The sequence below is a fragment of the Microbacterium sp. CFSPD4_SD4 genome (assembly GCF_057364585.1).
The window spans coordinates 89,460-116,154 of sequence record NZ_JBNFOC010000008.1 but is presented as its reverse complement, the minus strand read 5'-3'; the positions used below and the strand labels follow the sequence as shown (position 1 = coordinate 116,154).

Genomic DNA, 26,695 nt, shown 5'->3' with positions numbered 1-26,695 from the left:
CCGAACCCGAGGAGTCGTCATGCCCGAACCCACCGTCCTCCACGCCGTCTTCACCGCGCAGCCCGGAGCCGCCGACCGGGTCGCCGCGCTGCTGCGGGACTTCGCCGAGGTCGTCCGCGCCGAGGAGGGCAACATCGTCTTCGAGGCCCACCGCCTCGTCGACGACCCGGACCGCTTCTTCGTCTACGAGGTCTACCGCGACGAGGACGCCTTCCAGGCCCACCTCCACGCACCCGCCGGCGTCCCCTTCAACGCCGCCCTGCAGGAGCTCATCGTCGAGCCCACTTCGATCCTCACGTTCCTCCGCCCCCTCTGACCCCACCCTCCCTCCGTCTCCCCCTCCCCGTTTCACCTGCACGACCTCGCGACGCCCGCACGCCCGTTCCGGCCTCCCCGTCGTGCCCTCGTCCCCCCCCCGTCGTGCATCCGTCCCTCGTCGTGCCTCGTCCCCCGGGGACGGTCCCCTCGGGCTGACCCCCCCGGCCCGAACGACTCCACTCGGCCCTCCGGTTTCACCTGCACACCCCTACCACGACTGCACGACCGATCCGCCCCTCCGGCCACACATCGGTCCCCACGTCGTGCATCCGTCTCACAGTCGTGGATCCGTCCCTCAGGCCGACCATCCCCGGCCCGAACGACTCCACTCGGCCCTCCGGTTTCACCTGCACACCCCCGTCACGACTGCACGACCGAACCGCCCATCCGGCCACGCATCGGTCCCCGCGTCGTGCATTCGTCCTCGTCGTGCCCCGTCCCAGACCCAGACCCAGACCCAGACCCATCCCGGGTGCAGACCTAGACCCCAGACCCACCCGACTCCGGACCCGGTTCGTCTGCACGATCCCGATACGGGTGCACGAGGAAACCGGGGATCCGGTCGTGCAGTCACCCCGGGATCGTGCACCCGGACCACGGACCACGGACCACGGACCACGGATCACGGATCACGGATCACGGACCACGGACCCGGGACCGACGTTCCCCCGGACACGACGAAGCCCCCCGCCCGCAGGCGAGGGGCTCCGTCGTGCGGGTCACTCGTAGAGGACCGCCGCGATCTTGTCGTCGTCGATGTTGTTCTTGTCGTACCAGTAGGAACCGGTGTCGTAGAACTCCTCGACGTCGTCCCCGTTGGCCGCGTCGTAGGCCGCCTGCACGACCTGGGCGCCGATGCCGATCGGGTCCTGCGTGATGGCGCCGGCCATTGTGCCGTCCTTGATGGCGTTGATCTGGGCCGCACCGGAGTCGAAGCCGACGATGGTGATCTTGCCCTTCTCGAGGCCGAGCTCGTTCACGGCGTTCACGACGCCGATGGCCGAGCCCTCGTTGGTGCCGTAGATGCCCTTGAGGTCGGGGTGGGCCGCGATGAGCGTCTTGGCGATGTCGGCCGACTTCAGGTGGTCGCCGTCACCGTACTGGATGTCGACGATCTCGATGTCGGGGTAGTCCGCCTCGATCTTCTCGACGAAGCCGTCGCGACGCTCGACACCGGTCGAGTTAATCTGCGAGTGGCCGACGATGGCGACCTCACCCTCGCCGCCGATCAGCTCGGCCATGTGCTCGGCCGCCAGCGCGCCGGCGACCTTGCTGTCCGTCGCGGAGAGGCTGAGTCCGACGTCGCCGTTGCACGGGGCGTCGAAGTAGACGACGGGGATGTCCTTCGACTTCGCCTGCTCGAGCGGGGCGACGCACGCCTCGGGGTCGAGGGCGGCGTAGGCGATGGCGTCCGGGTTCTTGTCGATCGCGGCGGTCAGCATCTCGAGCTGCTGTGCGATCTCGGTCTCGGCGGCCGGGCCCTCGAAGGTGATCTTGACGCCCAGCTCCTGGGCCTTCTCCTCCGCGCCCTTCTTGACGGCCTGCCAGAACTGGTGCTGGAAGCCCTTCGAGACCATGGCGATGTACATCTCGCCGTCGCTGCTGCCGGTGTCGCCACCCGAGCCCTCTTCGATCACGTCGCCGCCGCCGGCACAGCCGGCGAACACGAGCGCGGATGCGGCCACGAGTGCCGCGAATGCGGTCTTCTTGCCGAATTTCATGGAAACTCCGTTGTTCTGTGTGGGTGCCGGCCAGGACCGGCGGGTGGACATTCGTGGTGCCTGTGCGGAGGGTTCCGCGGGGTCCGGCCGGAGCCGGGGACGGCGGCGGGCACGGGTTTCGCCGCCGCCGTGTCTCAGGTCCGCTGGCGGTTGCGCAGCGAGTCGAGGAAGACGGCCAGCAGGACGACGACGCCGACGACGATGTTCTGCCACTCGGGCTGGATCGACATGATCCGGAGGCCGTTGACGAGGACGCTCATGATGAGCGCACCGATCACGGTGCCGAGGATCGAGCCGCGGCCGCCGAGCAGCGAGGTGCCGCCGATGATCACGGCCGCGATGGCCTGCAGCTCGTAGCCGGTGCCGATCTGCGGCTGGGCCGAGTCGAGGCGGGCGGCGATCACGATGCCCGCGATGCCGGTGAAGGCGCCGGCGAACATGTAGATGAGGATCGTCCAGCGGCGGGTGTTGACGCCGGAGAGGCGCGTGGCCTCCTCGTTCGATCCGATCGCGAACGTGTACCGGCCGAGCAGCGTCTTCGACAGCACGAGCCAGGCGACGATCGCGAGGGCCGCGGTGATGAGCACCGCGTTCGGGATGCCGGGGATGAGCACGCCGAGCGCGATCTTCTTGAAGTCGGGAGCCGAGGTCGAGAAGTAGATCGGCGCGACGTTCGAGATCACGAGGGCGAGGCCGCCCGCGATCATCATCATGGCTAGCGTCGCGATGAACGGAGGCAACCGCAGGAACGTGATGTTGACGCCGTTCACCAGCCCCATGAGCACACCGGTCGCGATGCCGCCGAGCACGCCCACCCACACCGGCAGGCCGAGGTTGGTGATGAGGACGCCGGTCATCACGGCGCAGAGCGCCATGCCGGTGCCGATCGACAGGTCGATGCCGCCCGTGATGATGACGAACGTCGTGCCGAGGGCGAGGATGCCGATGACCGCGGTCGACAGCAGCACCGTGGCGATGTTGCTGAAGGTGAAGAAGTTCGGGCTGGCGATCGAGAAGAAGATGACCAGGACGATCAGGGTGCCGAACGCGAGCGACTGCTGGAACTGCCGCTTGAGGAACCCGGCGACGTCGCGCTTGTCGGTGTCCTCGTTGACGGCCGTCTGGATGATCGTCGTCGTCGACGATCCGGACTGCTGTGGGGTGCTCATCAGTCTTCCTCCCCGTGGGCTGCGAGTTGCATGATCTTCTCCTGGCTGGCTTCCTCGTTGCGGAGCGTCCCGGTGATGCGACCGTTCGCGAACACGGCGATGCGGTTCGCGACCCGGAGGATCTCGGGGAGCTCCGACGAGATGACGATGATGGACTTGCCCGCGTCGGCGAGCTGCTGCATGAGGCGGTAGATCTCCTCCTTCGCGCCGACGTCGATGCCTCGCGTCGGCTCGTCGAAGATGAGGATGTCGCAGTCGCGCATCAGCCACCGGGCGATGACGACCTTCTGCTGGTTCCCTCCGGAGAGGAGCTTGACGACCTGGTTGACCGAGGGGGTCTTCACCCGCAGCTGCTGGACGTACTCCTTGGTGCGGTTCTTGGCCTTGCTGTCGCCCATCCAGCCGATGCCGTTGGCGTAGGAGCCGAGCGACGCGAGCACGGTGTTGAAGGTGACGTCCTGCTCGAGCATGAGGCCGAGCAGCTTGCGGTCCTCGGAGAGGTAGCCGACGCCGTGCTTGACCGCGTCGGCGGGCTGCGCGATGCGGACGGTGCGCCCACCGATCGTGATCGTGCCGCCGTCACGGTGGTCCGCGCCGATGACGGCACGGGCGGTCTCGGTGCGGCCGGCGCCCATGAGGCCGGCGAATCCGAGGATCTCGCCCTTGTGCAGCTGGAACGACACGTCCTTGAGGAGCTTCCGCGTGGAGAGCCCCTGCACGTCGAGCACGATCGGGTCGTTGAGGTGCTCCCGCGCCTGCGGGCGGGTGCCCTCGTCGATCACGCGGCCGACCATCATCTCGATGATCGTCGGAATCGTGATCTCGGACTTGTCGAGTGATCCGATGTATGTGCCGTCGCGGAGCACGGTCACCCGGTCCGCCAGGCGGCGCAGCTCGTCCATGCGGTGCGAGATGTACACGATGCCGGTGCCACGGGCCTTGAGCTGCTCGATGAGGACGAAGAGGGTCTCGACCTCGCTGTCGGTGAGGGCCGACGTCGGCTCGTCCATGATGAGGACCTTGGCGTTGAAGGACAGCGCCTTGGCGATCTCGACCATCTGCTGCTCGGCCACCGTCAGCTCGCCCACGCGCTGGCGCGGGTCGAGGTGGATGTCGAGGCGCTGCAGCAGCTCGGCCGTCTGCCGGTTGAGCTTCCGCTCCGACAGGAACGGGCCCGTCGTGGGCTCGCGGCCGACGTAGATGTTCTGCGCGACCGTGAGGTCGGGCATCAGGTTGAGCTCCTGGTGGATGATCGTGATCCCCAGCTCCTGCGCCTGCAGCGGGCTGGTGAGCTCGACCTCCTGCCCCTCGAACGTGATCGTGCCCTCGTCCTTGGTGTAGATCCCGGAGAGGATCTTCATCAGGGTGGACTTGCCGGCACCGTTCTCACCCACGAGCACGAGCACCTCGCCGGCGCGCACCTCGAGATGCACGTCCTTCAGCGCCTGGACACCGGGGAATCCCTTGCTGATCCCCTCGACCCTCAGGATGGGTCCACTCATGCGCTCACCTGCTTCCTTGAAGGTTCTGTCGCGATTGCGGCGGACCGTTCCGCCGTAAACATCGGATCAATTCTGCGACCTGCACCCGGGTCAGTGCAAGTTGTATCTAAATGTATCTAACGATCGGCGGCGAGGGAAGACCTGTAATAACATCTTGATCTCGAACCGCCGCCCGGAGGTCAGTGGAGGCGGATCGAGTCCACCGCGACGAGCTTGTCGCGGATGTAGGCGTTCGCGTGCGCACCCAGCTCGTGGTTGTCGGTCCAGAGGTTGCGCCAGATGCCGAGCATGCGGCTGAGGTCGGGCGCCACCACCGCCGAGGAGAACGACTCGAACACGATGGGGCCGTCGTAGCCGATGCGCCCGAGCGCCTTGAAGAACGTGTCGAAGTCGACCGTCCCGGTGCCGAGATAGCCGCGGTGGCTCTCGCCGATGTGCACGTACCGCAGGGCGGGAGCAGCATCGAGCACCGGCGCGAACATATCCGACTCCTCGATGTTCATGTGGTACGTGTCCAGGTGGATCCCGAGGTTCGGGCGGTCGACCTCGCCGAGGTACGCCAGCGCCTGCCGTGCGGTGTTCAGCACGTTGGTCTCGTAGCGGTTGACGACCTCGAGCGAGACCGAGACCCCCCGCTCGGCGGCATGGTCGGCCACCCGGGCGATCGTGCGACGGCTCGATGCGAGACCCTCGGGCGTGACCGGATCCATGTACTTCTTCATCGCGCTGTAGATCACCCCGCAGAAGTGCGTACCGCCGAGCTCGGCGAGCACGTCGATCGCGCGGAGCAGGAGCGCCTCGCCCGCGGCGACCACGACAGGGTCACTGCTCGTGATGTCGGTCTCGTTGGAGAGCCCGAGCGAGGCGCTGACCGCGAGTCCGTGCTCCGCGAGGGCGGCCCGGGCGGCGGCGACGTCGAACGAGAACGGGTCCATCAGCGGGAACTCGATGAGGTCGAAGCCCGCCTGCTTAGTCTTCTCGACCGCGAGCCGGATGCCGTCCGCGTCGAAGGTCCCCGTCCAGACGAGTCCGTGGCAGCCGATGTTCATGAGCGCTCCTCCGGCGGGTGTCCGGCACCGTCGCCGCGCGGCTTGGCACGTTACAAGCCCCGTGTGCGAGTCACGCTACGTCGCCATCCGTCGGGGTGTCAAGAACTTTCTTGGCACGTTACAACTGGTCCGCTAGCCTGGGCCTCATCCGGCCGCGCCTGCGGTCCATCGCCGAAGGAGGCCCATGTCCGCGAGCGTGAAGGATGTCGCGGCTCTCGCGGGGGTCTCGGCATCGACCGTGTCGAACTACCTCAACCACCCGCACGTCCTCGGGGCCGCCAGCCGGGAGCGGGTGCGGGCGGCGATCGCCGAGCTCGGCTTCGTGCCGAACGAGTCGGCCCGCCAACTCCGCGCAGGATCGAGCAAGGCCCTCGCCCTCATCCTCCTCGACGCCTGGCTGCCCTACTTCAACGACCTGTCCCGCGGCGTCGACGACGTGGCCCGTGAGGGCGGCTGGTCGCTCTTCTTCAGCGACAGCGCCCGCGATGCCGCTCGCGAAGAGCAGAACATCGACATGTTCGAGGCCCACCGGGTGCAGGGCATCGTGATCTACCCACGCGGCGATGTCGTGCCACGGCTGGAACAGCTCGCTACCCGCGGGATCCGCTCGGTGGTCGTCGGCCCCATCCGGGATTCGCCTTCCGTCGCCGCGGTCACCTTCGACGACCGCGGCGGCGGACGCCTGGCCGGGGAGCACCTGCTCTCCCTCGGCCGTCGCCGCATCCTGTTCCTCGGAGCCCCGACGGTGAGCCAGTCGAACGATCGTCTCGCCGGGCTGCGCGACGCGGTGGCGGGGACCGACGCCCGCGTCTCCGTCCTCGACGTCGAGCATCTCACGACCGAAGACGGCCTCCGGGCCGGGGCGCACCTGGCGGAGCTTCCCGCGGAGGAGCGCCCGGACGCGGTCTTCGCCGCGAACGACGGGGTGGCCCTCGGTGTGCTGACGCAGCTGCTCCGCCACGGCATCCGGGTGCCGGAGGAGATCGCCCTCGTCGGGTTCGACGACGTGGCCGCCGCACACCAGGGCGTGGTGCCGCTGACGAGCGTCCGGCAGCCCGGCTACGAGATCGGTCGCGCCGCCGGGGCCGCGCTGCTGCAGCTCCTCGCCGATCCGACCGCCGCGCCTCCGGCGCCCACGCCGTTCCCCGCCGAGCTCATCGTGCGGGAGTCGACCGTCGGGCGCTGAACCCCGGGTCAGGCCGAGGGGTGGCCGACCACGCCCTTTCGGAGGAGCGCGTTGCCGTACTTCCGCGTCTCTCCCGTGCGCACCATCAGATACGCCTCCTTCGCCACCTCGTAGTACGCGAAGCGCTCGACGAAGCGCGTGGTGTCGAGTTCCGTGCCGGCGGCGGCCATGAGTTCGCGCTGCACGTCCAGCACCTCGCCGTCGGCAGAGGTCATCAGATCGATGCCCGGCGCGTCGTCGAGCGGCAGCACGCTGCGGATGGCCGCGACGACCTCGGGCGTGGTGGTGCCGGGAAGATCGACCACGCGCGCCCCGAGACCCCAGGCCGGGAAGTGCGCGTCGGCGACGACCACGGCGTCAGAGTGCCCCATCCGGTCGAGATGCAGCAGCAGCTCCCCGGTCAGCAGCGGGTGGATTCCTTCGAGCACGGCGGCTCCTCTCGGTGGATGGAGGTCAGACGGCGGGGATCAGGCCCTCGGCCGCGAGGTTCTCCCACAGGGCCGACGGGATCTCCCGGGCAGCGTACTCCGCGTTCTCCCGGAGCTGCGCCGGGCGACTGCCGCCGACCACCACGGAGCGCACCACGTCGGACTGGAGCGGGAACCGGATCGCCGCGGCCGGCAGGGGCACGTCGTGATCGGCGCACACCGCAGCGATGCGCACGAGGCGGTCCCACAGCTCGTCGGGGAGCTGTCCGTACTCGTACCGGCCGTCCCTCCGCGGCTCGTTCGCCGCGAGGAGTCCGGAGTTGAACACCGACGCCGCGACGATCCCCGTCCCGGTCTCGCGGCACGCGGGCAGCACGTCGACCGCGGCGGGCTGCTCCAGCAGCGTGTACCGACCGGCCACCATCACGAGGTCGAGGTCGGCGGAGCGCACGGATGCCGCGAGGGCGTCCGACACCATCGACCCGATGCCGATCGCGGTCACCTCGCCGTCCGCGCGCAGCTGCTCCAGGGCAGGAAGAGCCTCGGCGAGCGCGAGGTCGAGGTCGTGCCGCTCCGGGTCGTGCAGATAGAGAAGGTCGATGCGCTCGATGCCGAGCCGCTCGCGGGACTCGTCCAGGCTCGTCCGGATGCCGTCCGCCGAGAAATCCCACACGCGCTGGAGGTCGTCCGGCACGTGGAAGTCGTTCGCGGTGTCGAGGCCGCCGGCGTGGTCGGGGTTCGGGCGCAGCAGCCGGCCGACCTTGGTCGAGAGCACGTACTCGTCCCGCGGCTTGGTCTGCAGGAAGGCACCCAGACGACGCTCGGAGAGCCCGAGGCCGTAGTGCGGAGCGGTGTCGTAGAAGCGGATGCCGCTCTCCCACGCCGCGTCCAGCACCGCCCACGCGTCGTCGTCGGACAGCTCACGGAAGAGGTTGCCGACGTTCGCGGCACCGTAGCCGAGGGTCGGGACGGTCAGGCGGTCAGGCGTGGACATGCGCACCCGTCCAGGTGTACTCCGCGATGCTGTCGGCCCTCATCTCCATGCCCGTGCCCGGTGCGGTGGGAGCCATGTAGGAGCCGCCCTGGATGTCGGTCGGCACGACGAAGTGCTCGTGCAGGTGGTCGACGAACTCGATCAGGCGGCCCTCGCGGGTGCCGGAGACGGCGACGAAATCGAACATCGACAGGTGCTGCACGGCCTCGCACAGCCCGACGCCGCCGGCATGCGGGCACACCGGCACGTCAAACTTCGCCGCGAGCAGCAGGTTGGCGATGTTCTCGTTGACTCCCGCGACGCGGACGGCGTCGATCTGCATGACCGAGATCGCGTCGGCCTGCAGGAGCTGCTTGAAGATCATCCGGTTCTGCGCGTGCTCACCGGTGGCAACCCGGATGGGCGCGACGCCGCGGGCGATCTCGGCGTGGCCGAGGATGTCGTCGGGGCTCGTGGGCTCCTCGATCCAGGCGGGGTCGAACTCGGCGAGCGCGTTCACCCATTCGATCGCCTCGGACACCTCCCAGCGCTGGTTCGCGTCGATCGCGATGGGGAAGTCCGGGCCGCACACCTCGCGCGCCTTGCGGAAGCGGCGGATGTCGTCGTCGAGGTCGGCACCGACCTTGAGCTTGATCTGCGTGAAGCCGTCGGCCATGGCCTCGCGGGCGAGGCGCTCGAGCTTCTCGTCGGAGTAGCCGAGCCAGCCGGGGCTGGTCGTGTAGCCGGGGTAGCCGGTGGCGAGGAGCTGCTGCTCGCGCTCGGCCGGCCGGGCTCCGCCGCGCGCAGGATCTCCAGCGCCTCCTCGCGGGTGAGGGCGTTGGTGAGGTAGCGGAAGTCGACGAGATCGACGAGCTCCTCCGGGGTCATCCGGGCGAGCAGCTGCCAGAGCGGCAGGCCCGCGCGCTTGGCCTTGATGTCCCACAGCGCGTTGACGACCGCGCCGATGGCCATGTGCATGACGCCCTTCTCCGGGCCCAGCCAGCGGAGCTGCGAGTCGCCGATGATCTCGCGGAACGTGCCGCCCATGTCGTCGAGCAGCGGCTCGATCTCACGCCCGACGAGGTGCCCGGCGAGCGCGTCGATGGCGGCGACCTGCACGTCGTTGCCGCGGCCGATCGTGAAGACGAAGGCGTGCCCCTCGATGCCGTCGCCGGCGTCCGTGCGAACGATGACGTACGCGGCGGAGTAGTCGGGGTCCGGGTTCATCGCGTCGGAGCCGTCCAGGCTCAGCGACGTGGGGAAGCGGATGTCGGTGGTGTCGAGGGCGACGATACGGCTCACGGGGTTCCTCTCCATGCGCGGGTCATTCTTCCGCGCGGATCTCTTGGAGTGTAAACATCCGATGTCTATACTGTCAACGAGACCGGCCGCTGAGCAGCGGCCTCCCGAACGATCAGGAGAATCATGAAGTTCGCGCGGCTCGGCACCCCGGGGGCGGAGATCCCCGTCCTCCTGGAGGGTGACCGCTACCTCGACCTCCGCCCGGTGACATCCGATGTCAACGGCGACTTCCTTGCGGGAGACTTCGTCGCCCACGTCGCCGCCGCCCGCGACGCCGGGGAGCTCTCCGAGCTGCCGGACGCCGCGACGATGCGCATCGGCGCCCCGATCGCCCGCCCGAGCGCGGTGATCTGCATCGGGATGAACTACGCCGCCCACGCCGCGGAGTCGGGGTCGGAGCCGCCGACCATCCCCATCATCTTCCTCAAGACGCCCAACACGGTGGTCGGCCCGAACGACGCCGTGACGATCCCGCGGGGGAGCGAGAAGACCGACTGGGAGGTCGAGCTCGGCATCGTCATCGGCACCCGCACCGCGTACCTCGACTCCCCGGACGAGTCGATGGCGCACGTCGCCGGCTTCGTCGCCGCGAACGACGTGTCGGAGCGCGACTTCCAGATGGCGGTCTCCGGCGGGCAGTGGTCGAAGGGCAAGATCGCCTTCGGCTTCAACCCCACGGGTCCGTGGCTGGTCACGCCGGACGAGGTCGACCACCAGGCGCTCGGCCTCCGCAGCTTCGTGAACGGCGAGCCGCGACAGGACTCGAACACGAGCGACATGATCTTCACGGTCGAGCAGATCGTGCATCACCTGTCGCAGTATGTGACGCTCGAGCCCGGTGACCTGATCCTCACCGGCACCCCGCAGGGCGTGGCCCTGTCCGGCAAATACCCCTACCTCAGCGCGGGCGACGTGGTCGAGATCGAGATCGACGGCCTCGGCCGCCAGCGCCAGGACTTCATCGCATGGGAGGCAGAGAAGTGACCCTTCGACAGGCTCAGGGACCCGACGGCGGCACGGAAGGACTCGTGGCCATCGTCACCGGTGGCGCCTCCGGCATCGGTGCGGCGATCGCCGACCGTCTGCACGCGGACGGCGTCACCGTCGCGGTCCTCGACCGCGACACCACCCACGCCGACGAGCGCTTCGCCGCGTTCACCGCCGACGTCTCCGACCGCGCGAGCGTGGACGCCGCCGTCGTCGCCGTCGCCGAGCGCTTCGGCCGCATCGACATCGTCGTCAACAACGCCGGCATCGGCGCACAGGGCGACATCGCCGCGAACGACGACGACGAGTGGGCCCGCGTCCTCTCCATCAACGTCACCGGCATCGCACGGGTGACGTCGGCGGCACTGCCGTGGCTCCGGAAGTCCCCGGCCGCCGCGGTGTGCAACACGGCCTCGATCGCCTCGACCACCGGGCTCCCGCAGCGGGCCCTTTACTCCGCGTCGAAGGGCGCCGTGTCGGCGCTGACCCGCGCGATGGCCGCCGACCACCTGCGCGAGGGCATCCGCGTCAATGCGGTCAACCCCGGCACGGCGGACACGCCCTGGGTCGGACGACTGCTCGACTCCGCGGCCGACCCCGCCGCCGAGCGGGCCGCGTTGGAGGCACGACAGCCCCACGGACGCCTGGTGAGCCCCGACGAGGTCGCCGCCGCGGTGGCCTACCTCGTGAGTCCCGCCGCGGGCTCCACCACGGGCACCTTCATCGAGGTCGACGGGGGGATGGCGCAGCTCCGCCTCCGCCCCGAGTGACCCGATCTCCCCGACGGCCCGGTGTCTCCCCGCGAGACCCCGGGCCGTCCCCGTCCCGTCCCGCCGTTCCGCCCCCTGCCGGGATCAATTCCGCTCCCCCGCCCCGCCCCGCACGCCCCTTTCGCGTCCCGCACGCCGCCTCGCCGCGCGGGTGGAATCAGAATCGCTCCTCAAGCCCGCCCCGCACGCCTCATTCTGATCCCGCACGCCGCACGCTTTCTGCACGCCGTGCGCTCCCCGCCCCCGCCGTTCGGGATCAGAATCGCTCCCCCATCCCGCCCCGCAGGCCCCTTTCTCATCCCGCACGCCGCCTCGCCGCGCAGGCGGGATCAGAATCGCTCCTCGATGCGGCTGCCGCGGACCGTTTCCCATCCGGCACGCCCCGAGGCGCCCTGGAGGGACGACCGTGAGCGGCACGGCATCCATCCGGCCGGGATCAGAAACGGGCCCGGACGGGGCTCCGGAGGTGGCATATCGCACTCCCCCGCGAAAGGGGGGTTAGAGGGAGTAGACGGAGGTGGCGGTGGCGTGGAAGAGGGCGTCGTGATCGATGCCGCGGGAGGAGGCCCACGTCGCCACGGCGTCGGCCCAGCGGCTGCGGGCGGACGGCTGATACACCGGCGCACCGTCGGCGGGAGCGTGCGGGCCGTCATGCTCGACGGGGCCGACCGCCGACACGGGCCAGTCGCTCCCCCACATCAGGCGCTCGGGACCGAAGACGTCGGCCGCGGTGTCGAGGAAGGGTTCGAGCTGCGCGAGGCTCCAGTCCCCTCCGGCCTCCGCGGGCAGTCCGGACACCTTGCAGAACACCCCGGGGTGTCGCGCGAGCTCGGCGAGGTCCCGCTCCCACTCCACCGAGGGCGTGCGCGGAGCAGAAGCCGTCCCGACCTCCGGCTTGCCCAGGTGGTCGAGCACGATCCGCAGCTCGGGGATCGCGCCCGACAGTCGTGCGAGGTCCGGGAGCTGCGCGGCACGCACGCACGCGTCGAAGGTCCACCCGTGCGCCGCGACCTCCCGGGCTCCGGTGATGAAGGCCGACGAGAGCATCACGCCGTCCGGCTCCCCCTGCAGGAGGTGACGCACCCCGACCACCAGGGGCTCCGCGGTGAGACTCTCCAGGTGCACCGTGGTGTCGGTACCGCGATCGAGCCGAGCGCCGGCGACGATGCCGACCACCCCGAGCCGCTCCGCCTGCCCGGCCACCCACCGCACCTCCGCGAGGAAGTCATCCTCGATGGTCTCGGCCTGCACGAACACGGCCCGCTCGTCCGTGGCCCGCTCCACCCGCGCACGCTCGAGCTCGTCGGCGCCGAAGCGCCCCGCGAGCGGTCCTTCGAGCCACGTGTACCCGAGGCTTCCGGGTCCCACAGGTGCAGGTGCGAGTCGAGGATGCGCATGTCCCCATCCTGCCGCAGACATCGGATGTTGTGCGAGGATGAGCGCCATGGCAGTCACGGACGAGGCGATCGAGAAGATCAAGGCGATGATCGTGTCGGGCGAACTGGCCCCCGGCGATCGCCTGCCCCCGGAGAAGGAGCTGTCCGAGCGCCTCGGCCTCTCCCGCAACTCCATGCGCGAGGCGGTCAAGGCACTGGAGGTCATCCGCGTGCTCGACGTACGCCGCGGCGACGGCACCTACGTCACGAGCCTGGAGCCGCACCTGCTGCTGGAGGCGATCGCCTTCGTCGTGGACATGCACGACGACGACTCGATGCTGGAGATGTTCGCCGTCCGCCGGATGCTCGAATCGCAGGCCACCGGTCTCGCGGCGACCCTCGGCACGGACGAGGCGATCGCGGCCCTGCAGGAGGAGGTAGAGGCCGTCGACGCGTCCGTCGGGATCGAGGAGCTCGTCGACCACGACATCCGCTTCCACCGCGAGATCGTGGGCATGGCGGGCAACGCCTACCTCGCGAGCCTCATCGAGCACCTGAGCAGCCAGACGGTCCGGGCGCGCGTGTGGCGGGGTCTCACGGAGGGCGGCGCCGTGGAGCGCACCCTGTCGGAGCACCGCGCCATCGCCGATGCCATCGCCCAGCGCGACTCGGCGCTGGCGACCTCCCTCGCCACGGCCCACATCGCGGGTGTCGAACGGTGGCTGCGGCAGGCCGCGTCGGCTTGAGCCGTCAGGCCCCGAGGCGCTGCATCGCGGCGTCGAACTCCGCTGCCGAGCTGTCGCTCACCTCGTGGAACAGCAGCTGGTCGAGCACGTCGGGCGCGGCGGTGAAGTAGGGCACCCCGGCTGCGCGCAGCCCCGTGATGTCGTCGGCGGAGCGCAGGGAGGCGGCGAGGACGTTGGAGCCGCTGCCCGCGCACATCTCCTGCATCCGGGCGATGAGCGCGTCGCCGTCCATGCCCGCGTCGCGCATGCGTCCGAGGTAGGGCGCGATGTACTGGGCGCCGATCGAGGCGCACGCGAGCGCCTGCGCGACGGAGTAGACCGCCGTGACGAGGACCGTGGCCCCGTCGCGGACGAGGGCCGAGGCCGCCGCGAAACCCGCTGCGGTCGCGGGCACCTTGACCGCCACCCGGTCGCCGAGCGCGCGGATGCCCTCCGCGTTCCGGAGGAAGGAGTCCGTGTCGCCGCCCCACGTCTGGAAGAAGACCTCCCGTGCTCCCTCGTCCACCCAGCGGGCATAGAGGTCGGGGATCTCCGCGGCCGTCCGCCCGCCGCGCTCGAGGATCGTGGGGTTCGTCGTGACGCCGTGCACCACCCCGGCGGAGAGCAGCCGCGAGACGCGGTCGGTGTCGGCGCTGTCGATGTACAGGCGGGGGGCGATCGCGGTCATCGGGGTCTCCTCGCGGGCAACCTGTCGTTACAGGTGGGGCTTCGGCTAATGTAATGACAGCTCCCGAACCTTGTCAAAGACCGGGAGCCCCGCGCTGTCGAGGAGGATCAGGAGCGAGATGACACCCGCACACCCCGGCGACCGCTCCGGCGTCGTCATCGTCGGCAGCGTGACGGCCGACGTCACGACCTTCTCCCAGCGGCTCCCCGCCCGCGGCGAGACCATCCTCGGCGACGAGTTCACGCTGATGCTCGGCGGCAAGGGCGCGAACCAGGCCGTCGCGGCCGGGCGCTCCGGCGCCCGCACGAGCTTCGTCGGCTGCGTCGGCGACGACCTGTTCCACGACCTCGTGGTGGACGGGCTCACCGCGGCCGGCGTCGACCTCGCGCACCTGCGTACCGTGCCGGGCCCCACCGGCATCGCGCACATCCGCGTCGACGCCTCCGCGCAGAACGACATCGTCATGGTGCCGCTCGCCAACGCCGCCCTCAGCACGGCGCAGATCGACGAGGCCCTCGCGGCTCTCGCCCCGACGACCTCCGTCCTGCTCACCCAGCTCGAAACCCCGTCCGCGCTGACCGCGCACATCACCGCGCGCGGTCGCGAGCACGGGATGACCGTGATCCTCGACCCGGCACCGGCGGCGGAGCTGGCACCGGAGATCTGGCGCAGCATCGACATCGTCACCCCGAACGAGACCGAGGCGTCGCTCATCAGCGGCATCGAGGTGACCGACGCCGCCTCCGCCGAGCGCGCCGGGCACTGGTTCCTGGAGCAGGGCGTGGGCGCCGCGGTCATCACCCTGGCCGGGCAGGGGTCGTGCGTCGTCACCACCGAAGGCGCCACCGTCGTCCCGCCGTTCCCCGTGGAGGCGGTCGACACCACCGCCGCGGGCGACGCCTACGCCGGCTACCTCGGTGCCGCGCTCGCGAGCGGAGCGGCCCTCACCGATGCGGTGCGGCTGGCGACCGCCGCGGGCGCCCTCACCGTCACGAAGCAGGGGGCCTCACCGAGCCTCCCCCACCGCGCCGACGTCGAGGCCTTCCTCGCCGCGCGCACCGCGGCCCCCGTCGCGAACTGAACCAGGAGCACACGATGCGCAAGACCTCGACCACGATCAACCCGGCGCTCTCCCGCGTCATCAGCGAGACCGGGCACACCGATCTGATCGTCGTGACGGACGCCGGGCTGCCGATCCCGCCGGGCTCCGAGCGCATCGACCTCGCCTACCGTCCCGGCTCTCCCGCGTTCCTCGACGTGCTCGACACGGTGCTCGCGGAGCTCGTGGTCGAGGGGGCGACGGTGTCGGCCGAGGTCGCCGAGAAGAGCCCGGAGGTGCTCGACGCCCTGCGCGAGCGCTTCGCCGACGCAGGCTTCGAGATCGAGCTCGTCCCGCACGTCGAGTTCAAGGAGCGCACGCACGCCGCCCGCGCCTTCGTGCGCTCGGGGGAGTTCACCCCGTACGCGAACGTGATCCTGCACGCGGGGGTGGCGTACTGATGTCCCTCATCGAGGATGCGATCGACCGCCACAGCGCGGCGCCGATGTACGACCAGCTCCGGCAGCTCATCATCGACGGCATCGCCCGCGACGGTCTGCAGCCGGGGGATCCTCTCCCCGGCGAGCACCGGCTGTGCGAGCGCTACGGCATCTCCCGCACGGTCGTGCGCCAGGCGCTCGCCCAGCTCGAGCACGAGGGACTCGTCGAGCGCGTGAAGGGCAAGGGCACGTTCGTCTCCCGCCCGCGCACGAGCGAGAGTCTCGTGCACACGCTGGTCGGTCTGTACGACGACGTCGAGCGGCGCGGCGGCCACGTGCACAGCGACGTCCTCCGGCACGAGCAGACCGTCGCCGACGAGGAGGTCGCCCTGGCCCTGGAGGTGCCGGTCGGATCGCCGGTGATCGTGCTAGAGCGGCTGCGGCACGTCGATGGTGAGCCCTGGTCGCTCTCGACCACGTGGATGCCGGAGGCGGTGGGGGCGGTGACGCTCGGCGCCGACCTCACCGAGGCGTCGCTGTACCGGCTGCTCGCCGACCACGGCATCATCGCCACGCACGGCGTCCGCTCCGCCGAGGCGACGGTCGCCACGCACGAGCAGGCTCAGCATCTCGGTGTGAGCGCCGGCTCCGCCCTCCTCCGCCTGCGCAGCATCAGCCGCAGCGAGGACGGGCTGCCGATCGAGTACTTCATCGCGTACCACCGGGGCGACCGCTCGCGCTTCGAGTTCCAGCTCCAGCAGGAGCAGTCCCAGGCGTCGCTGATGCACGTGGACGGATCGGGCGGTGCCTCCCCGGCGGGCACGGTGGGCTGACCCCGGCCGGTACGCTCGAGGGCATGAGCGACTGGACCAGCACCGCGATCGCCCTGCTGGAAGCCGATGCCAACCGCAGCGCCGACACGCACCTGCACCTGTTCCCGCTGCCGCCGGAGTGGGGCATCGACCTCTACCTCAAGGACGAGTCGGTGCACCCGACCGGCTCCCTCAAGCACCGCCTCGCGCGCTCCCTCCTCCTGTACGGACTCGTCAACGGGCGCATCCGCGAGGACACGACCCTCGTGGAGTCGTCGAGCGGGTCGACCGCGGTGTCGGAGGCCTACTTCGCCCGGATGCTGGGGCTGAAGTTCATCACGGTCGTGCCCCGATCGACGGTGCAGGAGAAGATCGACCTCATCGAGTTCTACGGCGGCACCTGCCATTTCGTCGACCGCGCGGAGGACATGTCACCCGAGGCGCAGCGCCTGGCGGCGGACTGCACCGGGCACTACCTCGACCAGTTCACCTACGCGGAGCGTGCGACCGACTGGCGCGGCAACAACAACATCGCCGACAGCGTGTTCGGCCAGCTCGCCCAGGAGCGGCATCCGATCCCCCGCTGGATCGTCACGGGCGCCGGCACCGGGGGTACCAGCGCCACCTTCGGCCGCTACGTGAAGTACCGCCGCCATGACACCAGGATCGCCGTCGTCGATCCCGAGGGCTCGGCCTTCTACGACGGCTGGGCGGGCACGGTCGACCCGCCGGCCGGACACCCGAGCCGCATCGAGGGCATCGGGCGGCCGCGGGTGGAGGCCTCCTTCGTGCCGTCCGTGATCGACGAGATGATCCAGGTGCCGGACGCGGGCTCCATCGCCGCGATCCGGCTCCTCCGCGAGCGCACCCTGCACTGGGCGGGCGGCTCCACCGGCACGAACCTCTACGGCGCGTTCCAGCTCATCGCCCGGATGCGTGCCGCGGGCGAGACCGGCAGCGTCGTGACCCTGATCTGCGACAGCGGTGTGCGGTACGCCGGCACGTACTACTCGGACGAGTGGGTCGCGCAGCAGGGGTGGGACCTCGCCCCGCACCGTGCGCGGATGGAGCGGTTCCTGGAGACCGGGGTCTGGGCGGACTGATCCTCGGGTTACGCTGACCCCATGACCACACTCATCCTCACTGTCGCGGGTGCCGATCGTCCGGGCCTCGTGGCCGCCGTCGCCGATGTCGTCGATGCCCATGGCGGCAACTGGGAGAACAGCTCCCTCGCCGAGCTCGCCGGCACGTTCGCGGGTGTCATCGAGGTGTCCGTGCCGACGGAGCGCACCGGGGAGCTCGAGACCGCGCTCCGGGGGATCCAGGGCCAGGGTCTGCTCACGCTCTCGGTGCTCACCGGCACGCCAGGGCCGTCCGAGGACGAGGAGCAGCTGCTCGTGATGCAGGTGCTCGGCAACGACCGCCCCGGCATCGTGCGCGAGGTGTCGGCGGTGCTGAACGCGCATGCCCTGAGCATCGAGGAGCTCACGACCGAGACCCGGGAGGCCGCGATGGCCGGCGGGAGGCTGTTCGAGGCGTCGGTGATCGCGAAAGTCCCGCCGACGGTCGACCTCGACGCCCTGCGTGCCGACCTGGAGCGCCTCGCGTCCGAGATCCAGGTCGACATCACGCTCGGCTGACTCCGTTCGCCGACCCACCCCCTTCGGTGCCGCCCACCCCCTTCCGGACGTCCGAATAGGGCCGGGGCGCGCGAAAGAGGGTGGCTCGGCCGGGAAACCAGGAGTCAGAGGCCGGAGTACCGCCGCACCCAGTACTCGGTGTAGGCGACGTGGGCGGACGCGGCGGCCGAGGCGGCCACCGGATCCGCGGCGGCGAGGCCGCGGAGGATCGCGCGGTGGCCGGCGTCGGAGTGGATCTTGAGCTCCGCGGCATCCTCCGGGTCGGAGATCCGGTAGGCACGGGAGCGGGAGCGCAGCACGTCGATCAGGCTCGTCAGGGCCTCGTTGCCCGCGACCGACGAGATGGCCATGTGGAACTCGTGGTCCAGGCGGGACTGCGCCTCGAAGTCCGTCGTCGACTCGATCTCCGTGAGCACCTCGTCGAGCGCGGCGACCGTGTCCTCGTCGATCCGGGCCGCGGCGAGCGCCGCCGCGTGCGGCTCGAGCACCCGTCGGAGCTCCGTCAGCTCCAGCACCCCGGCCATCGGCAGCAGTCCGACCGTGAGGGAGAGACTGCCGATGAGGTCGGCCGCGCGGAGCTCGCTGACGTAGCTGCCGGAACCGTGCCGCGTCTCCAGCACGCCCAGTGCGGCGAGGGTCCGGATGGCTTCGCGCAGCGACCCGCGCGAGACACCGAGCCGTTCGCACAGCTCCCCCTCGCTCGGCAGCCGGTCACCGGGGCGCAGGGCGCCGTCGGCGATGAGAGCCCGCAGGCCGTGCAGCGCCGTGTCCAGTGCGCTCATCGTCATCCTCTCTGCCACTCCCCACCCCTCGTGAAGTCTGTCGGACGCCCCGGGCGCCGCAAACTCGTATGACAACTATGTTTCATCTTCGCGGTTTCGTAGCCAAAACCGAAGGCGTGTGGCAAAGTTGTGCAACAACTCGCCCCCACTCACCGATGAGGTCCGATGCCCGCTCCGCAGTTCCCCGCTCCGCTCACGCTGAACTCCGGCCTGCGAGCGCGCGATGCCTGGCCCCTCGACCCGACGGTGATCCACCTCAACCACGGATCCTTCGGGGCGGTGCCGTCGGTCGTGGTCGCCCATCAGGACGCCCTGCGCCGCCGTGCCGATCTGAGCCCCGTGGAGTGGTTCCCGCGGATCGCGGAGCGGGTGCAGGAGGCGAGGCAGCGGACGGCTCCGTTCGTCGGCGCCCGCGCGGAGGACAGCGTGTTCGTGCCCAACGCCTCCGCCGCGGCCACGGTCGTCTACAACGCCCTCCAGCTCGACAGCGGCGACGAGATCCTCGTGACCGACCAGGGCTACGGGGCCATCACCATGGGCGCCGAGCGTCTCGCCCGCCGGTTCGGCGCCGCCGTCCGCACGGTCGCCCTGCCCCTGCTCGCCGACGACGACGAGATCGTGCAGCTCTTCGCCGACGCCCTCACCCCGCGCACGCGGCTGCTCGTCGTCGACCAGATCACCTCGCCCACCGCCCGCCTGCTGCCCACCCGCCGCATCGCCGACCTCGCGGCCGAGCGCGGCGTGCGCACCCTCGTCGACGGCGCCCATGCCCCCGGCCTCATCCCGGATGCGGCAGCCGTCGCCGGCGGCGACTGGTGGTTCGGGAATCTGCACAAGTGGCCCTGCGCCCCGCGCGGCTCCGCCCTCCTCGTCACCACCGCCCCCGACCGCGATGAGCTCTGGCCGCTGATCGACTCCTGGGCCGCGCGCGAGCCGTATCCCGAGCGCTTCGACACGCAGGGCACGATCGACGCGACGACCTACCTCGCCACCCCCACCGCGATCGAGTTCATCGAGGCGGAGTTCGGATGGGCGGCCGCCCGCGACGCCATGGCCACTCGGGCAGACGCCGGTGCCGAGCTCATCGCGGAGGCCCTGCGCCCCTTCAGCGACGAGGACCCGCTGACCCCCCTCCCCTCCCCAGTGCCGTCCATGCGACTCATCCGGCTGCCGCTCGGCCTCGGCGCCACCCGCGAGGAGGCCGACGCGCTGCGCATGGACCTCCTCGACGAGGTCGGCGTGGAGACCGCGTTCACGAGCTTCCGGGGCGTCGGCTATTTCCGCCTGTCCGCGCACCTGTACACGGAGGCGTCCGACATCGAGGCGTTCGTCGAGCGCTGCGTCCCCGCGATCCTGCGCCGCGCCGGCATCCGCCCCGCCGACGCCCTCATCCTCCCCTGACCCGCACCACCTCCCGCACGACCCACCCGAACACCACCCACCCCCACCGAGAGGCACATCGTGAAGAACAAGATCTTGACGACCGCAGCCGGAGTCGGCACCGTCGCCGTCCTCGCACTCACCGGCTGCTCCGGAGGCTCCGGCTCATCCGGCGGCGACGGCAGCGTCACCCTCCAGATGGTCGAGAGCCTGACGAACCCGGCGCGTACCGAGCTGCTCCGCGGACTGCTCGACGAGTTCGAGAAGGACAACCCCGACATCACCGTCACCCTGGTCTCCCCGCCCACCGAGCAGGCCGACCAGAAGATCCAGCAGATGCTGCAGTCCGGCAAGGGCGTCGATGTGCTCGAGGTGCGCGACATCACCGTCGGGCCGTTCGCGAACAACGGCTGGCTCTACGACCTCGGTCCCGATCTGAAGAAGTGGGACGGCTGGGACGCCCTGACCGAGAACGCGCAGTCGGCCTCGGTCGCGGAAGACGGCAAGAGCTACTTCGTCCCCTACGGCTTCTACGGCCTGTCGCTGTTCTACCGCACCGACCTCGTCGAGCAGGCCGGCTTCGACGGCCCGCCGCACAGCTGGAAGGACCTGCTGGAGCAGGCGTCGGCGATCCAGGACCCGTCGAACAACATCTACGGGTACGCGTTCCGTGGCGGTCAGAACGCGAACAGCAACGTCGTCGCCGCGATCGAGGCCTACACGATCGACGGCCTCGACACGGAGGACGCGTTCCTCATGGAGGACGGCTCGACGATCTTCGCCGCCCCCGAAGCGCAGGAGGCGGTCGACGACTACTTCGACCTGTTCAAGGAAGCCTCGCCGCCGTCCGCCGTCTCGTGGGGCTACCCCGAGATGGTCGCCGGGTTCACCAACGGCACCACGGCCTTCCTCCTGCAGGACCCGGAGGTCATCGCGACGGTGCAGGACTCCTCGCTGACCGAGGACCAGTGGGATACCGCGCCGCTGCTCGTCGGCCCGTCCGGCAAGGCCGCACAGCCCCTCGCCGTCGCCGGCTGGGGTGTCGCGGAGAACAGCGAGCACAAGGAGGCCGCGGTGAAGCTCGTCGAGTTCCTGTCGTCCGCCGAGCCCGCCACCGAGTTCGCGCAGGCGAACAGCCTCGTCCCGATCATCGCGGCCGCCGCGGACGACGAGTTCTACTCCACCGGCCCCTGGACCAGCTACGTCACCATGACCGAGGACCCGGAGACCTACGTCAACGTGCGTCAGCCGCGCGGCGTGAGCTGGTGGACCGAGTGGATCCAGAAGTCCGACCAGGACGTGCAGAGCGTGCTGTTGGGCAACATGTCCACCAAGGACCTCCTCGCCTCGTGGGACGCGTTCTGGACCGAGAAGTACGCCGCGGAGAAGGGTTGATCCGTGGCCCGCACCATCCGTGAAGGGGGCTCCGTCGGCACCGCCGGCGGGGCCTCCCCGGCATCGCGTCGTCGCCCCTTCCGGGGCCGCACCGCCCTCACGCTGCTGGCCTTCCTCGCGCCGGCGATCGTCTTCGTCTGCTGGTTCACCTACTGGCCGATGCTGCAGGGCGCCCGCATGGCCTTCCACGACTGGAACCTGTGGGATCTCACCTCGACGCCGTTCGTGGGCTTCGACAACTTCCTCGCCGTCTTCCGCGACCCGGCGTTCCCGACCGTGGCGTGGAACTCGGTGCTCTGGGTGGTCGGCTCGCTCGTGCCGCAGCTCGTGATCGGGTTCCTCATCGCGCTCGCCCTGCGCAAGCGGTTCCGCTTCCGCGGCCTCTACCAGGCGCTGGTGTTCTTCCCGTGGGCGGTGTCCGGCTTCCTCATCGGCATGCTGTTCCGCTGGATGTTCAACGCCGAGTTCGGCGTCGTCAACGACCTGCTCATGAAGGCGGGCCTGATCGACGCCCCGCTGCCGTGGCTGGCCGACCCGAAGCTCGCGATGTTCGCCGTGATCGTCGCGAACATCTGGTACGGCGTGACCTTCTTCGCGATCATGATCCTCGCCGCTCTCCAGTCGGTGCCGGACGAGATGCTGGAGGCGGCGAGCCTCGACGGCGCCGGCAAGGTGCGGCAGCTGTTCTCGATCATCATCCCGTACATCTCGATGACGCTGCTGCTGACGATCCTGCTGCGCGTGATCTGGATCTTCAACTTCCCCGACATCATCTACGCGATGACGAACGGCGGCCCCGCCAACCAGACCCACATCATCACGACGTGGATGATCAACTACACGCAGCAGGGCAACTACGGCATCGCGAGCGCCATCGGGCTCATCGTCGTGGCGTTCCTCATGGTGTTCTGCGCGTTCTACCTGATGGCGATGCGGAGAGTGCAGCGATGACCATCACCTCATCCGTCCGGACCGGCTCCTCGGTCACCGAGACCCGTCGCATCACGGTGCCCGACCCGAAGGCCGCCCCGCGCCCCAAGCCCCGGGTCTCGGTGGGCGGCGTGGTGCGTATCGTCGGCCTGGGGCTGTGGCTGCTCATCACGCTGTTCCCGCTGTACTGGATCACGCTCACCGCGTTCAAGTCGCCGGGGACCATCAACCGCTTCCCGATCGAGTACTGGCCGAGCGAGCCCTCGCTGGACAACTTCACGAGCCTGTTCGAGAAGAGCTCCTTCGGGACGTTCCTGGCGAACTCGGCCATCGTGGCGGTGTCGGCCGGCGCGGTGGCGACGCTCATCGCCCTGCTCAGCGCCTACGTGCTGGCGCGGTTCGAGTTCCGCGGCAAAGGCACGGTGCTCATCGCGTTCCTGCTGACGCAGATGATCCCGGCGTTCATCGCCCTCGGACCGCTGTACTCGATGATGACCGACCTGGGACTCGTCGACACCAAGCCCGGTCTCATCCTCGTCTACATCGCGATCTGCATCCCGTTCTCCACGGTCATGCTGCGGGGCTTCTTCGAGAACGTCCCCGACGCGCTGGAGGAGGCGGCGATGATCGACGGCTGCTCCCGCCTGGGCGCCCTGTTCCGGGTGCTCGTGCCGGTGATGACCCCTGGCATCATCGCCGCGTTCATCTTCAACTTCGTGAACTGCTGGAACGAGCTGTTCCTGTCGGTCGTGCTGATGAACACCGATGCGAACCGCACCGTGCCCTCGGCGCTCAACGGCTTCATCTCCACGTTCAACATCGACTGGGGCTCCATGAGCGCCGCGGCCGTGCTGACGATCCTCCCGACGATGGTGATGTTCGCCCTCGCCAGCCGCTGGATCGTCCAGGGCCTCACGGCCGGGGCCGTCAAGGAGTAACCCGCCCGAATCGCGCAAATGGTCCCATTCCTTGACGGAATGGGACCATTTGCGCGATTCGAAGGCCTAGACGAGCCGGGACTTCGGCGACACCGAGTACGTGTGCTCGGCGTCGCGGTTTACCGTGTCGCCGAGAGCCTCGTCGATCGCGGTCATGGTGTCGGCGTCGAGCTTCACGCCGGAGGCCTTGACCGTGTCGGCGAGCTGCTCCGGACGGGAGGCGCCGACGAGGGCCGCCGCGACGTTCGGGTTCTGCAGCACCCACGCGATCGCGAGCTGCGGCATCGACAGTCCCGCCTGCTCCGCGATCGGCTTGAGGCGCTGCACCGCGGTGAGGATCTCGTCCTGCAGGAAGCTCTTGATGAAGCCCGCGCCCGAGTTCTGATCCGTCGCCCGCGACCCCTCCGGCACCGGCTGGCCAGGGAGGTACTTCCCGCTCAGCACGCCCTGCGCCATCGGCGACCAGACGATCTGCGAGATGCCCAGCTCCTCCGACGCGGGGACCACCTTGCCCTCGATGACCCGCCACAGCATGGAGTACTGCGGCTGGTTGGAGATGAGCTGGATGCCGAGCTGCTTCGCCAGCGCGTGCCCTTCGCGGAGCTGCTCCGCCGTCCACTCCGAGACGCCGATGTAGAGCGCCTTGCCCTGCCGGACGACGTCGGCGAAGGCCTGGAACGTCTCCTCGAGCGGGGTCTCGTAGTCGAAGCGGTGTGCCTGGTAGAGATCGACGTAGTCGGTGCCGAGGCGCTGCAGCGAGCCGTTGATCGACTCCATGATGTGCTTCCGGCTCAGGCCGGTGTCGTTCGGACCCTTGGGGCCGGTCGGGAAGTAGACCTTCGTGAAGATCTCGAGGCTCTCGCGACGCTGGCCCTCCAGAGCCTTGCCGAGCACGACCTCGGCGGCCGTGTTGGCGTAGGTGTCCGCGGTGTCGAACGTGGTGATGCCGGCGTCCAGGGCGGCGTGCACGGTCTTGACCGCGGCGTCGTCCTCGACCTGCGAGGCGTGCGTGACCCAGTTGCCGTACGTGATCTCCGAGACCTTGAGACCGCTGTTGCCGAGATAGCGATAGTTGACCATGGACCAACGCTAGTCCCGACGGCGGACCGGTGGGCCGGATCAACCGTGATCGTCAGGCGGTGGCGGGCGCCGGTCCGCGGCGGCGGGACGTGAGCGCGGCCCCGACCAGCACCCCGGCCGCGGCGAGCGCGCTGACCGCGTACAGGGGAAGCGCCCACGGGGAGGCGTCGGCGCCGCTGATGCCGAAGGTGTCGGCAAGTCCCATGCCCGGGCCGAACGACGCGACGAAGTAGGCCGGAGCCCCGCCCATGAGCAGCGCGAGGAAGGTCATGCCGGCCACCACCGCCGGAGCCCGTGTGAGGAGGCAGACGACGGCCGTCCCGATGGCCAGGCACACCCCCGCACCGAGGATGCCGAGGACGGTCGGCGGCATGAGGCTCTCCCCGGCGTTGGACATCGCGGCCCGGACCTCGTCGAGCGAGAGGTCGCCCGGAGCCGCGGCCAGCGGATTCAGCACGAGGATCTGCACCGCGGCGAGGGCGGCGTACGCGGTGACGGCGAGCACTCCGGCCACGCAGATCCAGAGGGTGGGGCGGGGCACCGGTGTCATGCGGTCACCCTAGGCAGGGCTGCTGAGAGTCTCCCGGTACTCGCGCCAGGCGGCACCCAAGCGGCGCACCCCCTCCGTGAGCACGTCGTCCGGCGCGGTGAACGGCAGGCGCACGTGGTCGTCCGGCGCGGCGGCCGAGACCGCGAAGGCCCCGGTGCCCGCGATCGAGACCCCGTGCGCCGCGGCGACGCGCGCGAGAGCCGATGCGGAGCCCCGAGGCAGCGCCGCCCACAGCGAGAGTCCGCCCCGAGGGGGGTCGTAGGTCCAGTCGGGGAGGTGCGCGGCCATCAGCTCCTGCAGCAGGAGGAGCCGCTGCTGGTGCACGCGGCTGTTGGCGCGGCGGAGCTCCGTCGCGTGGGCGATGAGGTCGAGTGCGAGGAGCTGGCCGGGCACGCTCGTGGACTGGTCGGCGAGCTGCCGGGCGCCGCGGAGCCGCCGGACCAGCACCGGGTCGGCCCGCAGCCACCCGATCCGCAGCCCGGCCCATGCCCACTTCGACACGGATTCGACGACGAGCACCGGGGCGTCCGGCCGCTCCGAGGCGAGCGTGGGCGGCACGACCCCATCGAACGAGATGCCGGCGACGACGCGGTCCTCGATCACGGGGACCCCGTACTGCGCGGCGAGCTCGGCCACCCGGTGGCGCGCCGCCGCGGGAAGTCGCGTCCCCGTCGGGTTCTGGTGGTGCGGGTTGAGCGCGACGAGCACGGGACGCAGCCGGGCCATCGCCTGCTCCAGCGCGTCGACGTCGAGGCCGTCCGCGCCCATCGGCACGCCGTGCACGGTGCCGCCGCGCAGCCCCACGGAGTCGGTCACGCCCGGCCAGGTGATCTCCTCCGCGAGCACGACGTCGCCGGGCTCCACGAGCGCGTTGACGACGAGGCTGATGGCCTGCTGCGCGCCGTGGGTCACGAGGATCTGCTCGGGCGTGGTCGGCGTCCCCTCGGCGCGGTACATGTCGGCGATGAGTTCGCGGAGCGCGGGGAGCCCCGCGGGGTCGGTCTCCGGGAGCAGGGCGAGGTCGAGCCGCGGCTGGTGGTCGCGGATGAGCTGCACACCGAGGTCCGGGATCTGCGGCACCGTGCGGAGCAGATCGATCGCGTTGGGGAGAGCCGAGAACAGCGCCTCGCCGCGGCCGGGACGGCGGTCCGCCGCGGGGGTCGTCCTCGCCCCCGCGACCGTGGTCCCGCTCCCCTGCCGGCGCTCGACGAGGCCCTGCTCGGCGAGGGACGCATAGGCCGACACGACCGTGCCCCGCGAGACCGCGACCGCCGCGGAGAGGGCGCGTTCGGCAGGCAGGCGGTCGGCGGGACGCAGCTCACCCCCGCCGATCAGGGCGGCGATCGCCGCGGCGAGGCGGGTGGAGAGGGTGCCGTCGCCGTGGGCCCAGCGGCCGAGGCGTGCGGCGAGAGCGCCCGCGGCGACCTCACCGCCCTGCACGAGGGGGCCGGGGGCCGATCCGTGGGCCACCGGCGTCGCATTGGCCCTGTCAAGGGTGTCCATGAGAGCCGATCC

General features: G+C 70.2%; 26 protein-coding genes and 1 pseudogene. 14 read left to right on the top strand and 13 right to left on the bottom strand.

All coding sequences use genetic code 11. From position 1 onward, the window contains the following. Positions 1-19 precede the first annotated feature (19 nt). Entirely contained in the window at positions 20-316 is a 297-nt protein-coding gene (locus tag AC2W7E_RS12735) for a putative quinol monooxygenase (protein ID WP_126894150.1), read from the top strand. A 721-nt stretch (positions 317-1,037) separates the two neighbouring features. On the opposite strand, the gene AC2W7E_RS12730 is transcribed toward AC2W7E_RS12735, so the two are convergent. From AC2W7E_RS12730 to AC2W7E_RS12715, 4 genes are all read right to left on the bottom strand, one after another. Next, positions 1,038-2,039, bottom strand: a complete 1,002-nt coding sequence (locus AC2W7E_RS12730; protein ID WP_071329175.1) for an ABC transporter substrate-binding protein — start codon at positions 2,037-2,039, stop codon at positions 1,038-1,040. 134 nt (positions 2,040-2,173) lie between these two features. Continuing rightward, complete coding sequence (locus tag AC2W7E_RS12725; protein ID WP_025105378.1) at positions 2,174-3,208, bottom strand: ABC transporter permease; 1,035 nt, start codon at positions 3,206-3,208, stop codon at positions 2,174-2,176. Then, complete coding sequence (locus AC2W7E_RS12720) at positions 3,208-4,710, bottom strand: sugar ABC transporter ATP-binding protein (RefSeq protein WP_025105377.1); 1,503 nt, start codon at positions 4,708-4,710, stop codon at positions 3,208-3,210. Before AC2W7E_RS12720 ends, AC2W7E_RS12725 begins: the two co-directional genes overlap by 1 nt. Before the next feature lie 179 nt (positions 4,711-4,889). Then, entirely contained in the window at positions 4,890-5,759 is an 870-nt protein-coding gene (locus tag AC2W7E_RS12715) for a sugar phosphate isomerase/epimerase family protein (protein ID WP_025105376.1), read from the bottom strand. A 184-nt stretch (positions 5,760-5,943) separates the two neighbouring features. Here AC2W7E_RS12715 and AC2W7E_RS12710 point away from each other — a divergent pair, with 184 nt between their 5' ends. Then, positions 5,944-6,945: a LacI family DNA-binding transcriptional regulator gene (locus AC2W7E_RS12710; protein ID WP_025105375.1), complete on the top strand. Its 1,002-nt coding sequence runs from the start codon at positions 5,944-5,946 to the stop codon at positions 6,943-6,945. A gap of 8 nt (positions 6,946-6,953) precedes the next feature. Here AC2W7E_RS12710 and AC2W7E_RS12705 read toward each other — a convergent pair whose 3' ends face one another. The 3 genes and pseudogenes from AC2W7E_RS12705 to AC2W7E_RS12695 form a co-directional block, all read right to left on the bottom strand. Further along, the gene (locus AC2W7E_RS12705) at positions 6,954-7,373 is read right to left on the bottom strand and encodes an RbsD/FucU family protein (protein WP_025105374.1); all 420 of its coding nucleotides are present in this window, start codon (positions 7,371-7,373) and stop codon (positions 6,954-6,956) included. Positions 7,374-7,398: 25 nt separating this feature from the next. Beyond that, positions 7,399-8,367 (bottom strand): aldo/keto reductase, encoded by a 969-nt coding sequence (locus tag AC2W7E_RS12700; RefSeq protein WP_025105373.1) that lies wholly within the window; start codon positions 8,365-8,367, stop codon positions 7,399-7,401. Then, a pseudogene (locus AC2W7E_RS12695) lies at positions 8,354-9,648 on the bottom strand (L-fuconate dehydratase). The gene AC2W7E_RS12700 and the pseudogene AC2W7E_RS12695 overlap by 14 nt, the downstream one beginning before the upstream one ends. A 123-nt stretch (positions 9,649-9,771) precedes the next feature. On the opposite strand from AC2W7E_RS12695, the gene AC2W7E_RS12690 reads away from it, so the two are divergent. Further along, positions 9,772-10,632 carry a fumarylacetoacetate hydrolase family protein gene (locus AC2W7E_RS12690; protein ID WP_126894155.1) on the top strand — a complete coding sequence of 287 codons (861 nt, stop codon included), beginning with the start codon at positions 9,772-9,774 and terminating at the stop codon, positions 10,630-10,632. Next, positions 10,629-11,405 carry an SDR family NAD(P)-dependent oxidoreductase gene (locus AC2W7E_RS12685; protein WP_374459177.1) on the top strand — a complete coding sequence of 259 codons (777 nt, stop codon included), beginning with the start codon at positions 10,629-10,631 and terminating at the stop codon, positions 11,403-11,405. Before AC2W7E_RS12690 ends, AC2W7E_RS12685 begins: the two co-directional genes overlap by 4 nt. 498 nt (positions 11,406-11,903) lie before the next feature. On the opposite strand, the gene AC2W7E_RS12680 is transcribed toward AC2W7E_RS12685, so the two are convergent. Then, positions 11,904-12,773 (bottom strand): amidohydrolase family protein, encoded by an 870-nt coding sequence (locus tag AC2W7E_RS12680; RefSeq protein WP_485989260.1) that lies wholly within the window; start codon positions 12,771-12,773, stop codon positions 11,904-11,906. Positions 12,774-12,849: 76 nt separating this feature from the next. Between AC2W7E_RS12680 and AC2W7E_RS12675 the strand changes: the two genes are divergently transcribed. Next, positions 12,850-13,527 (top strand): FadR/GntR family transcriptional regulator, encoded by a 678-nt coding sequence (locus tag AC2W7E_RS12675; protein ID WP_025105368.1) that lies wholly within the window; start codon positions 12,850-12,852, stop codon positions 13,525-13,527. Positions 13,528-13,531: 4 nt separating this feature from the next. Here the strand turns inward: AC2W7E_RS12675 and AC2W7E_RS12670 are convergent, their stop codons facing one another. After that, the gene (locus AC2W7E_RS12670) at positions 13,532-14,194 is read right to left on the bottom strand and encodes a transaldolase family protein (protein WP_485989259.1); all 663 of its coding nucleotides are present in this window, start codon (positions 14,192-14,194) and stop codon (positions 13,532-13,534) included. A 118-nt stretch (positions 14,195-14,312) separates the two neighbouring features. Between AC2W7E_RS12670 and AC2W7E_RS12665 the strand changes: the two genes are divergently transcribed. The 5 genes from AC2W7E_RS12665 to AC2W7E_RS12645 are packed head-to-tail and all read left to right on the top strand — an operon-like array spanning position 14,313 to position 18,125. Beyond that, complete coding sequence (locus AC2W7E_RS12665) at positions 14,313-15,275, top strand: ribokinase (protein ID WP_085605544.1); 963 nt, start codon at positions 14,313-14,315, stop codon at positions 15,273-15,275. Between the two features lie 14 nt (positions 15,276-15,289). Continuing rightward, complete coding sequence (rbsD, locus tag AC2W7E_RS12660) at positions 15,290-15,694, top strand: D-ribose pyranase (RefSeq protein ID WP_485989258.1); 405 nt, start codon at positions 15,290-15,292, stop codon at positions 15,692-15,694. Next, a complete protein-coding gene (locus tag AC2W7E_RS12655) occupies positions 15,694-16,506 on the top strand; it encodes a GntR family transcriptional regulator (protein ID WP_025105364.1) in 813 nt (270 codons plus the stop codon). Before rbsD ends, AC2W7E_RS12655 begins: the two co-directional genes overlap by 1 nt. Before the next feature lie 23 nt (positions 16,507-16,529). Then, on the top strand, positions 16,530-17,588 hold the full coding sequence (locus AC2W7E_RS12650) for a PLP-dependent cysteine synthase family protein (RefSeq protein ID WP_374459171.1): 1,059 nt from the start codon (positions 16,530-16,532) through the stop codon (positions 17,586-17,588). A 21-nt stretch (positions 17,589-17,609) separates the two neighbouring features. Next, positions 17,610-18,125 (top strand): glycine cleavage system transcriptional repressor, encoded by a 516-nt coding sequence (locus AC2W7E_RS12645; protein WP_025105362.1) that lies wholly within the window; start codon positions 17,610-17,612, stop codon positions 18,123-18,125. A 104-nt stretch (positions 18,126-18,229) separates the two neighbouring features. Here AC2W7E_RS12645 and AC2W7E_RS12640 read toward each other — a convergent pair whose 3' ends face one another. Beyond that, positions 18,230-18,907: a FadR/GntR family transcriptional regulator gene (locus AC2W7E_RS12640; protein ID WP_085605550.1), complete on the bottom strand. Its 678-nt coding sequence runs from the start codon at positions 18,905-18,907 to the stop codon at positions 18,230-18,232. Between the two features lie 165 nt (positions 18,908-19,072). Between AC2W7E_RS12640 and AC2W7E_RS12635 the strand changes: the two genes are divergently transcribed. Genes AC2W7E_RS12635 through AC2W7E_RS12620 form a run of 4 tightly spaced genes read left to right on the top strand, consistent with a single transcriptional unit; the run spans position 19,073 to position 23,550 of the window. Continuing rightward, on the top strand, positions 19,073-20,308 hold the full coding sequence (locus AC2W7E_RS12635) for an aminotransferase class V-fold PLP-dependent enzyme (protein ID WP_485989257.1): 1,236 nt from the start codon (positions 19,073-19,075) through the stop codon (positions 20,306-20,308). A 60-nt stretch (positions 20,309-20,368) separates the two neighbouring features. Continuing rightward, on the top strand, positions 20,369-21,682 hold the full coding sequence (locus AC2W7E_RS12630) for an ABC transporter substrate-binding protein (RefSeq protein ID WP_025105359.1): 1,314 nt from the start codon (positions 20,369-20,371) through the stop codon (positions 21,680-21,682). Positions 21,683-21,685: 3 nt separating this feature from the next. Further along, positions 21,686-22,633 carry a carbohydrate ABC transporter permease gene (locus AC2W7E_RS12625; RefSeq protein WP_025105358.1) on the top strand — a complete coding sequence of 316 codons (948 nt, stop codon included), beginning with the start codon at positions 21,686-21,688 and terminating at the stop codon, positions 22,631-22,633. Beyond that, entirely contained in the window at positions 22,630-23,550 is a 921-nt protein-coding gene (locus AC2W7E_RS12620) for a carbohydrate ABC transporter permease (protein ID WP_485989256.1), read from the top strand. Before AC2W7E_RS12625 ends, AC2W7E_RS12620 begins: the two co-directional genes overlap by 4 nt. Before the next feature lie 66 nt (positions 23,551-23,616). Here AC2W7E_RS12620 and AC2W7E_RS12615 read toward each other — a convergent pair whose 3' ends face one another. Genes AC2W7E_RS12615 through AC2W7E_RS12605 form a run of 3 tightly spaced genes read right to left on the bottom strand, consistent with a single transcriptional unit; the run spans position 23,617 to position 26,683 of the window. Next, positions 23,617-24,630 (bottom strand): aldo/keto reductase family protein, encoded by a 1,014-nt coding sequence (locus AC2W7E_RS12615; protein WP_126894157.1) that lies wholly within the window; start codon positions 24,628-24,630, stop codon positions 23,617-23,619. A 52-nt stretch (positions 24,631-24,682) separates the two neighbouring features. Next, a complete protein-coding gene (locus tag AC2W7E_RS12610; protein ID WP_338566821.1) occupies positions 24,683-25,180 on the bottom strand; it encodes a hypothetical protein in 498 nt (165 codons plus the stop codon). 9 nt (positions 25,181-25,189) lie between these two features. Further along, positions 25,190-26,683: an aminotransferase-like domain-containing protein gene (locus AC2W7E_RS12605; RefSeq protein WP_378868213.1), complete on the bottom strand. Its 1,494-nt coding sequence runs from the start codon at positions 26,681-26,683 to the stop codon at positions 25,190-25,192. Positions 26,684-26,695: the final 12 nt, after the last annotated feature.

What these genes read in the sequence shown, in the direction of transcription:
- AC2W7E_RS12605 (WP_378868213.1), bottom strand. Translation starts at nt 26,683, where the DNA reads ATGGACACCCTTGACAGGGCCAATGCGACGCCGGTGGCCCACGGATCG.
- AC2W7E_RS12635 (WP_485989257.1), top strand. Translation starts at nt 19,073, where the DNA reads ATGCCCGCTCCGCAGTTCCCCGCTCCGCTCACGCTGAACTCCGGCCTG.
- AC2W7E_RS12690 (WP_126894155.1), top strand. Translation starts at nt 9,772, where the DNA reads ATGAAGTTCGCGCGGCTCGGCACCCCGGGGGCGGAGATCCCCGTCCTC.
- AC2W7E_RS12610 (WP_338566821.1), bottom strand. Translation starts at nt 25,180, where the DNA reads ATGACACCGGTGCCCCGCCCCACCCTCTGGATCTGCGTGGCCGGAGTG.
- rbsD (WP_485989258.1), top strand. Translation starts at nt 15,290, where the DNA reads ATGCGCAAGACCTCGACCACGATCAACCCGGCGCTCTCCCGCGTCATC.
- AC2W7E_RS12720 (WP_025105377.1), bottom strand. Translation starts at nt 4,710, where the DNA reads ATGAGTGGACCCATCCTGAGGGTCGAGGGGATCAGCAAGGGATTCCCC.
- AC2W7E_RS12640 (WP_085605550.1), bottom strand. Translation starts at nt 18,907, where the DNA reads ATGAGCGCACTGGACACGGCGCTGCACGGCCTGCGGGCTCTCATCGCC.
- AC2W7E_RS12655 (WP_025105364.1), top strand. Translation starts at nt 15,694, where the DNA reads ATGTCCCTCATCGAGGATGCGATCGACCGCCACAGCGCGGCGCCGATG.
- AC2W7E_RS12715 (WP_025105376.1), bottom strand. Translation starts at nt 5,759, where the DNA reads ATGAACATCGGCTGCCACGGACTCGTCTGGACGGGGACCTTCGACGCG.
- AC2W7E_RS12670 (WP_485989259.1), bottom strand. Translation starts at nt 14,194, where the DNA reads ATGACCGCGATCGCCCCCCGCCTGTACATCGACAGCGCCGACACCGAC.
- AC2W7E_RS12665 (WP_085605544.1), top strand. Translation starts at nt 14,313, where the DNA reads ATGACACCCGCACACCCCGGCGACCGCTCCGGCGTCGTCATCGTCGGC.
- AC2W7E_RS12700 (WP_025105373.1), bottom strand. Translation starts at nt 8,367, where the DNA reads ATGTCCACGCCTGACCGCCTGACCGTCCCGACCCTCGGCTACGGTGCC.
- AC2W7E_RS12725 (WP_025105378.1), bottom strand. Translation starts at nt 3,208, where the DNA reads ATGAGCACCCCACAGCAGTCCGGATCGTCGACGACGACGATCATCCAG.
- AC2W7E_RS12675 (WP_025105368.1), top strand. Translation starts at nt 12,850, where the DNA reads ATGGCAGTCACGGACGAGGCGATCGAGAAGATCAAGGCGATGATCGTG.
- AC2W7E_RS12615 (WP_126894157.1), bottom strand. Translation starts at nt 24,630, where the DNA reads ATGGTCAACTATCGCTATCTCGGCAACAGCGGTCTCAAGGTCTCGGAG.
- AC2W7E_RS12645 (WP_025105362.1), top strand. Translation starts at nt 17,610, where the DNA reads ATGACCACACTCATCCTCACTGTCGCGGGTGCCGATCGTCCGGGCCTC.
- AC2W7E_RS12735 (WP_126894150.1), top strand. Translation starts at nt 20, where the DNA reads ATGCCCGAACCCACCGTCCTCCACGCCGTCTTCACCGCGCAGCCCGGA.
- AC2W7E_RS12620 (WP_485989256.1), top strand. Translation starts at nt 22,630, where the DNA reads ATGACCATCACCTCATCCGTCCGGACCGGCTCCTCGGTCACCGAGACC.
- AC2W7E_RS12710 (WP_025105375.1), top strand. Translation starts at nt 5,944, where the DNA reads ATGTCCGCGAGCGTGAAGGATGTCGCGGCTCTCGCGGGGGTCTCGGCA.
- AC2W7E_RS12650 (WP_374459171.1), top strand. Translation starts at nt 16,530, where the DNA reads ATGAGCGACTGGACCAGCACCGCGATCGCCCTGCTGGAAGCCGATGCC.
- AC2W7E_RS12730 (WP_071329175.1), bottom strand. Translation starts at nt 2,039, where the DNA reads ATGAAATTCGGCAAGAAGACCGCATTCGCGGCACTCGTGGCCGCATCC.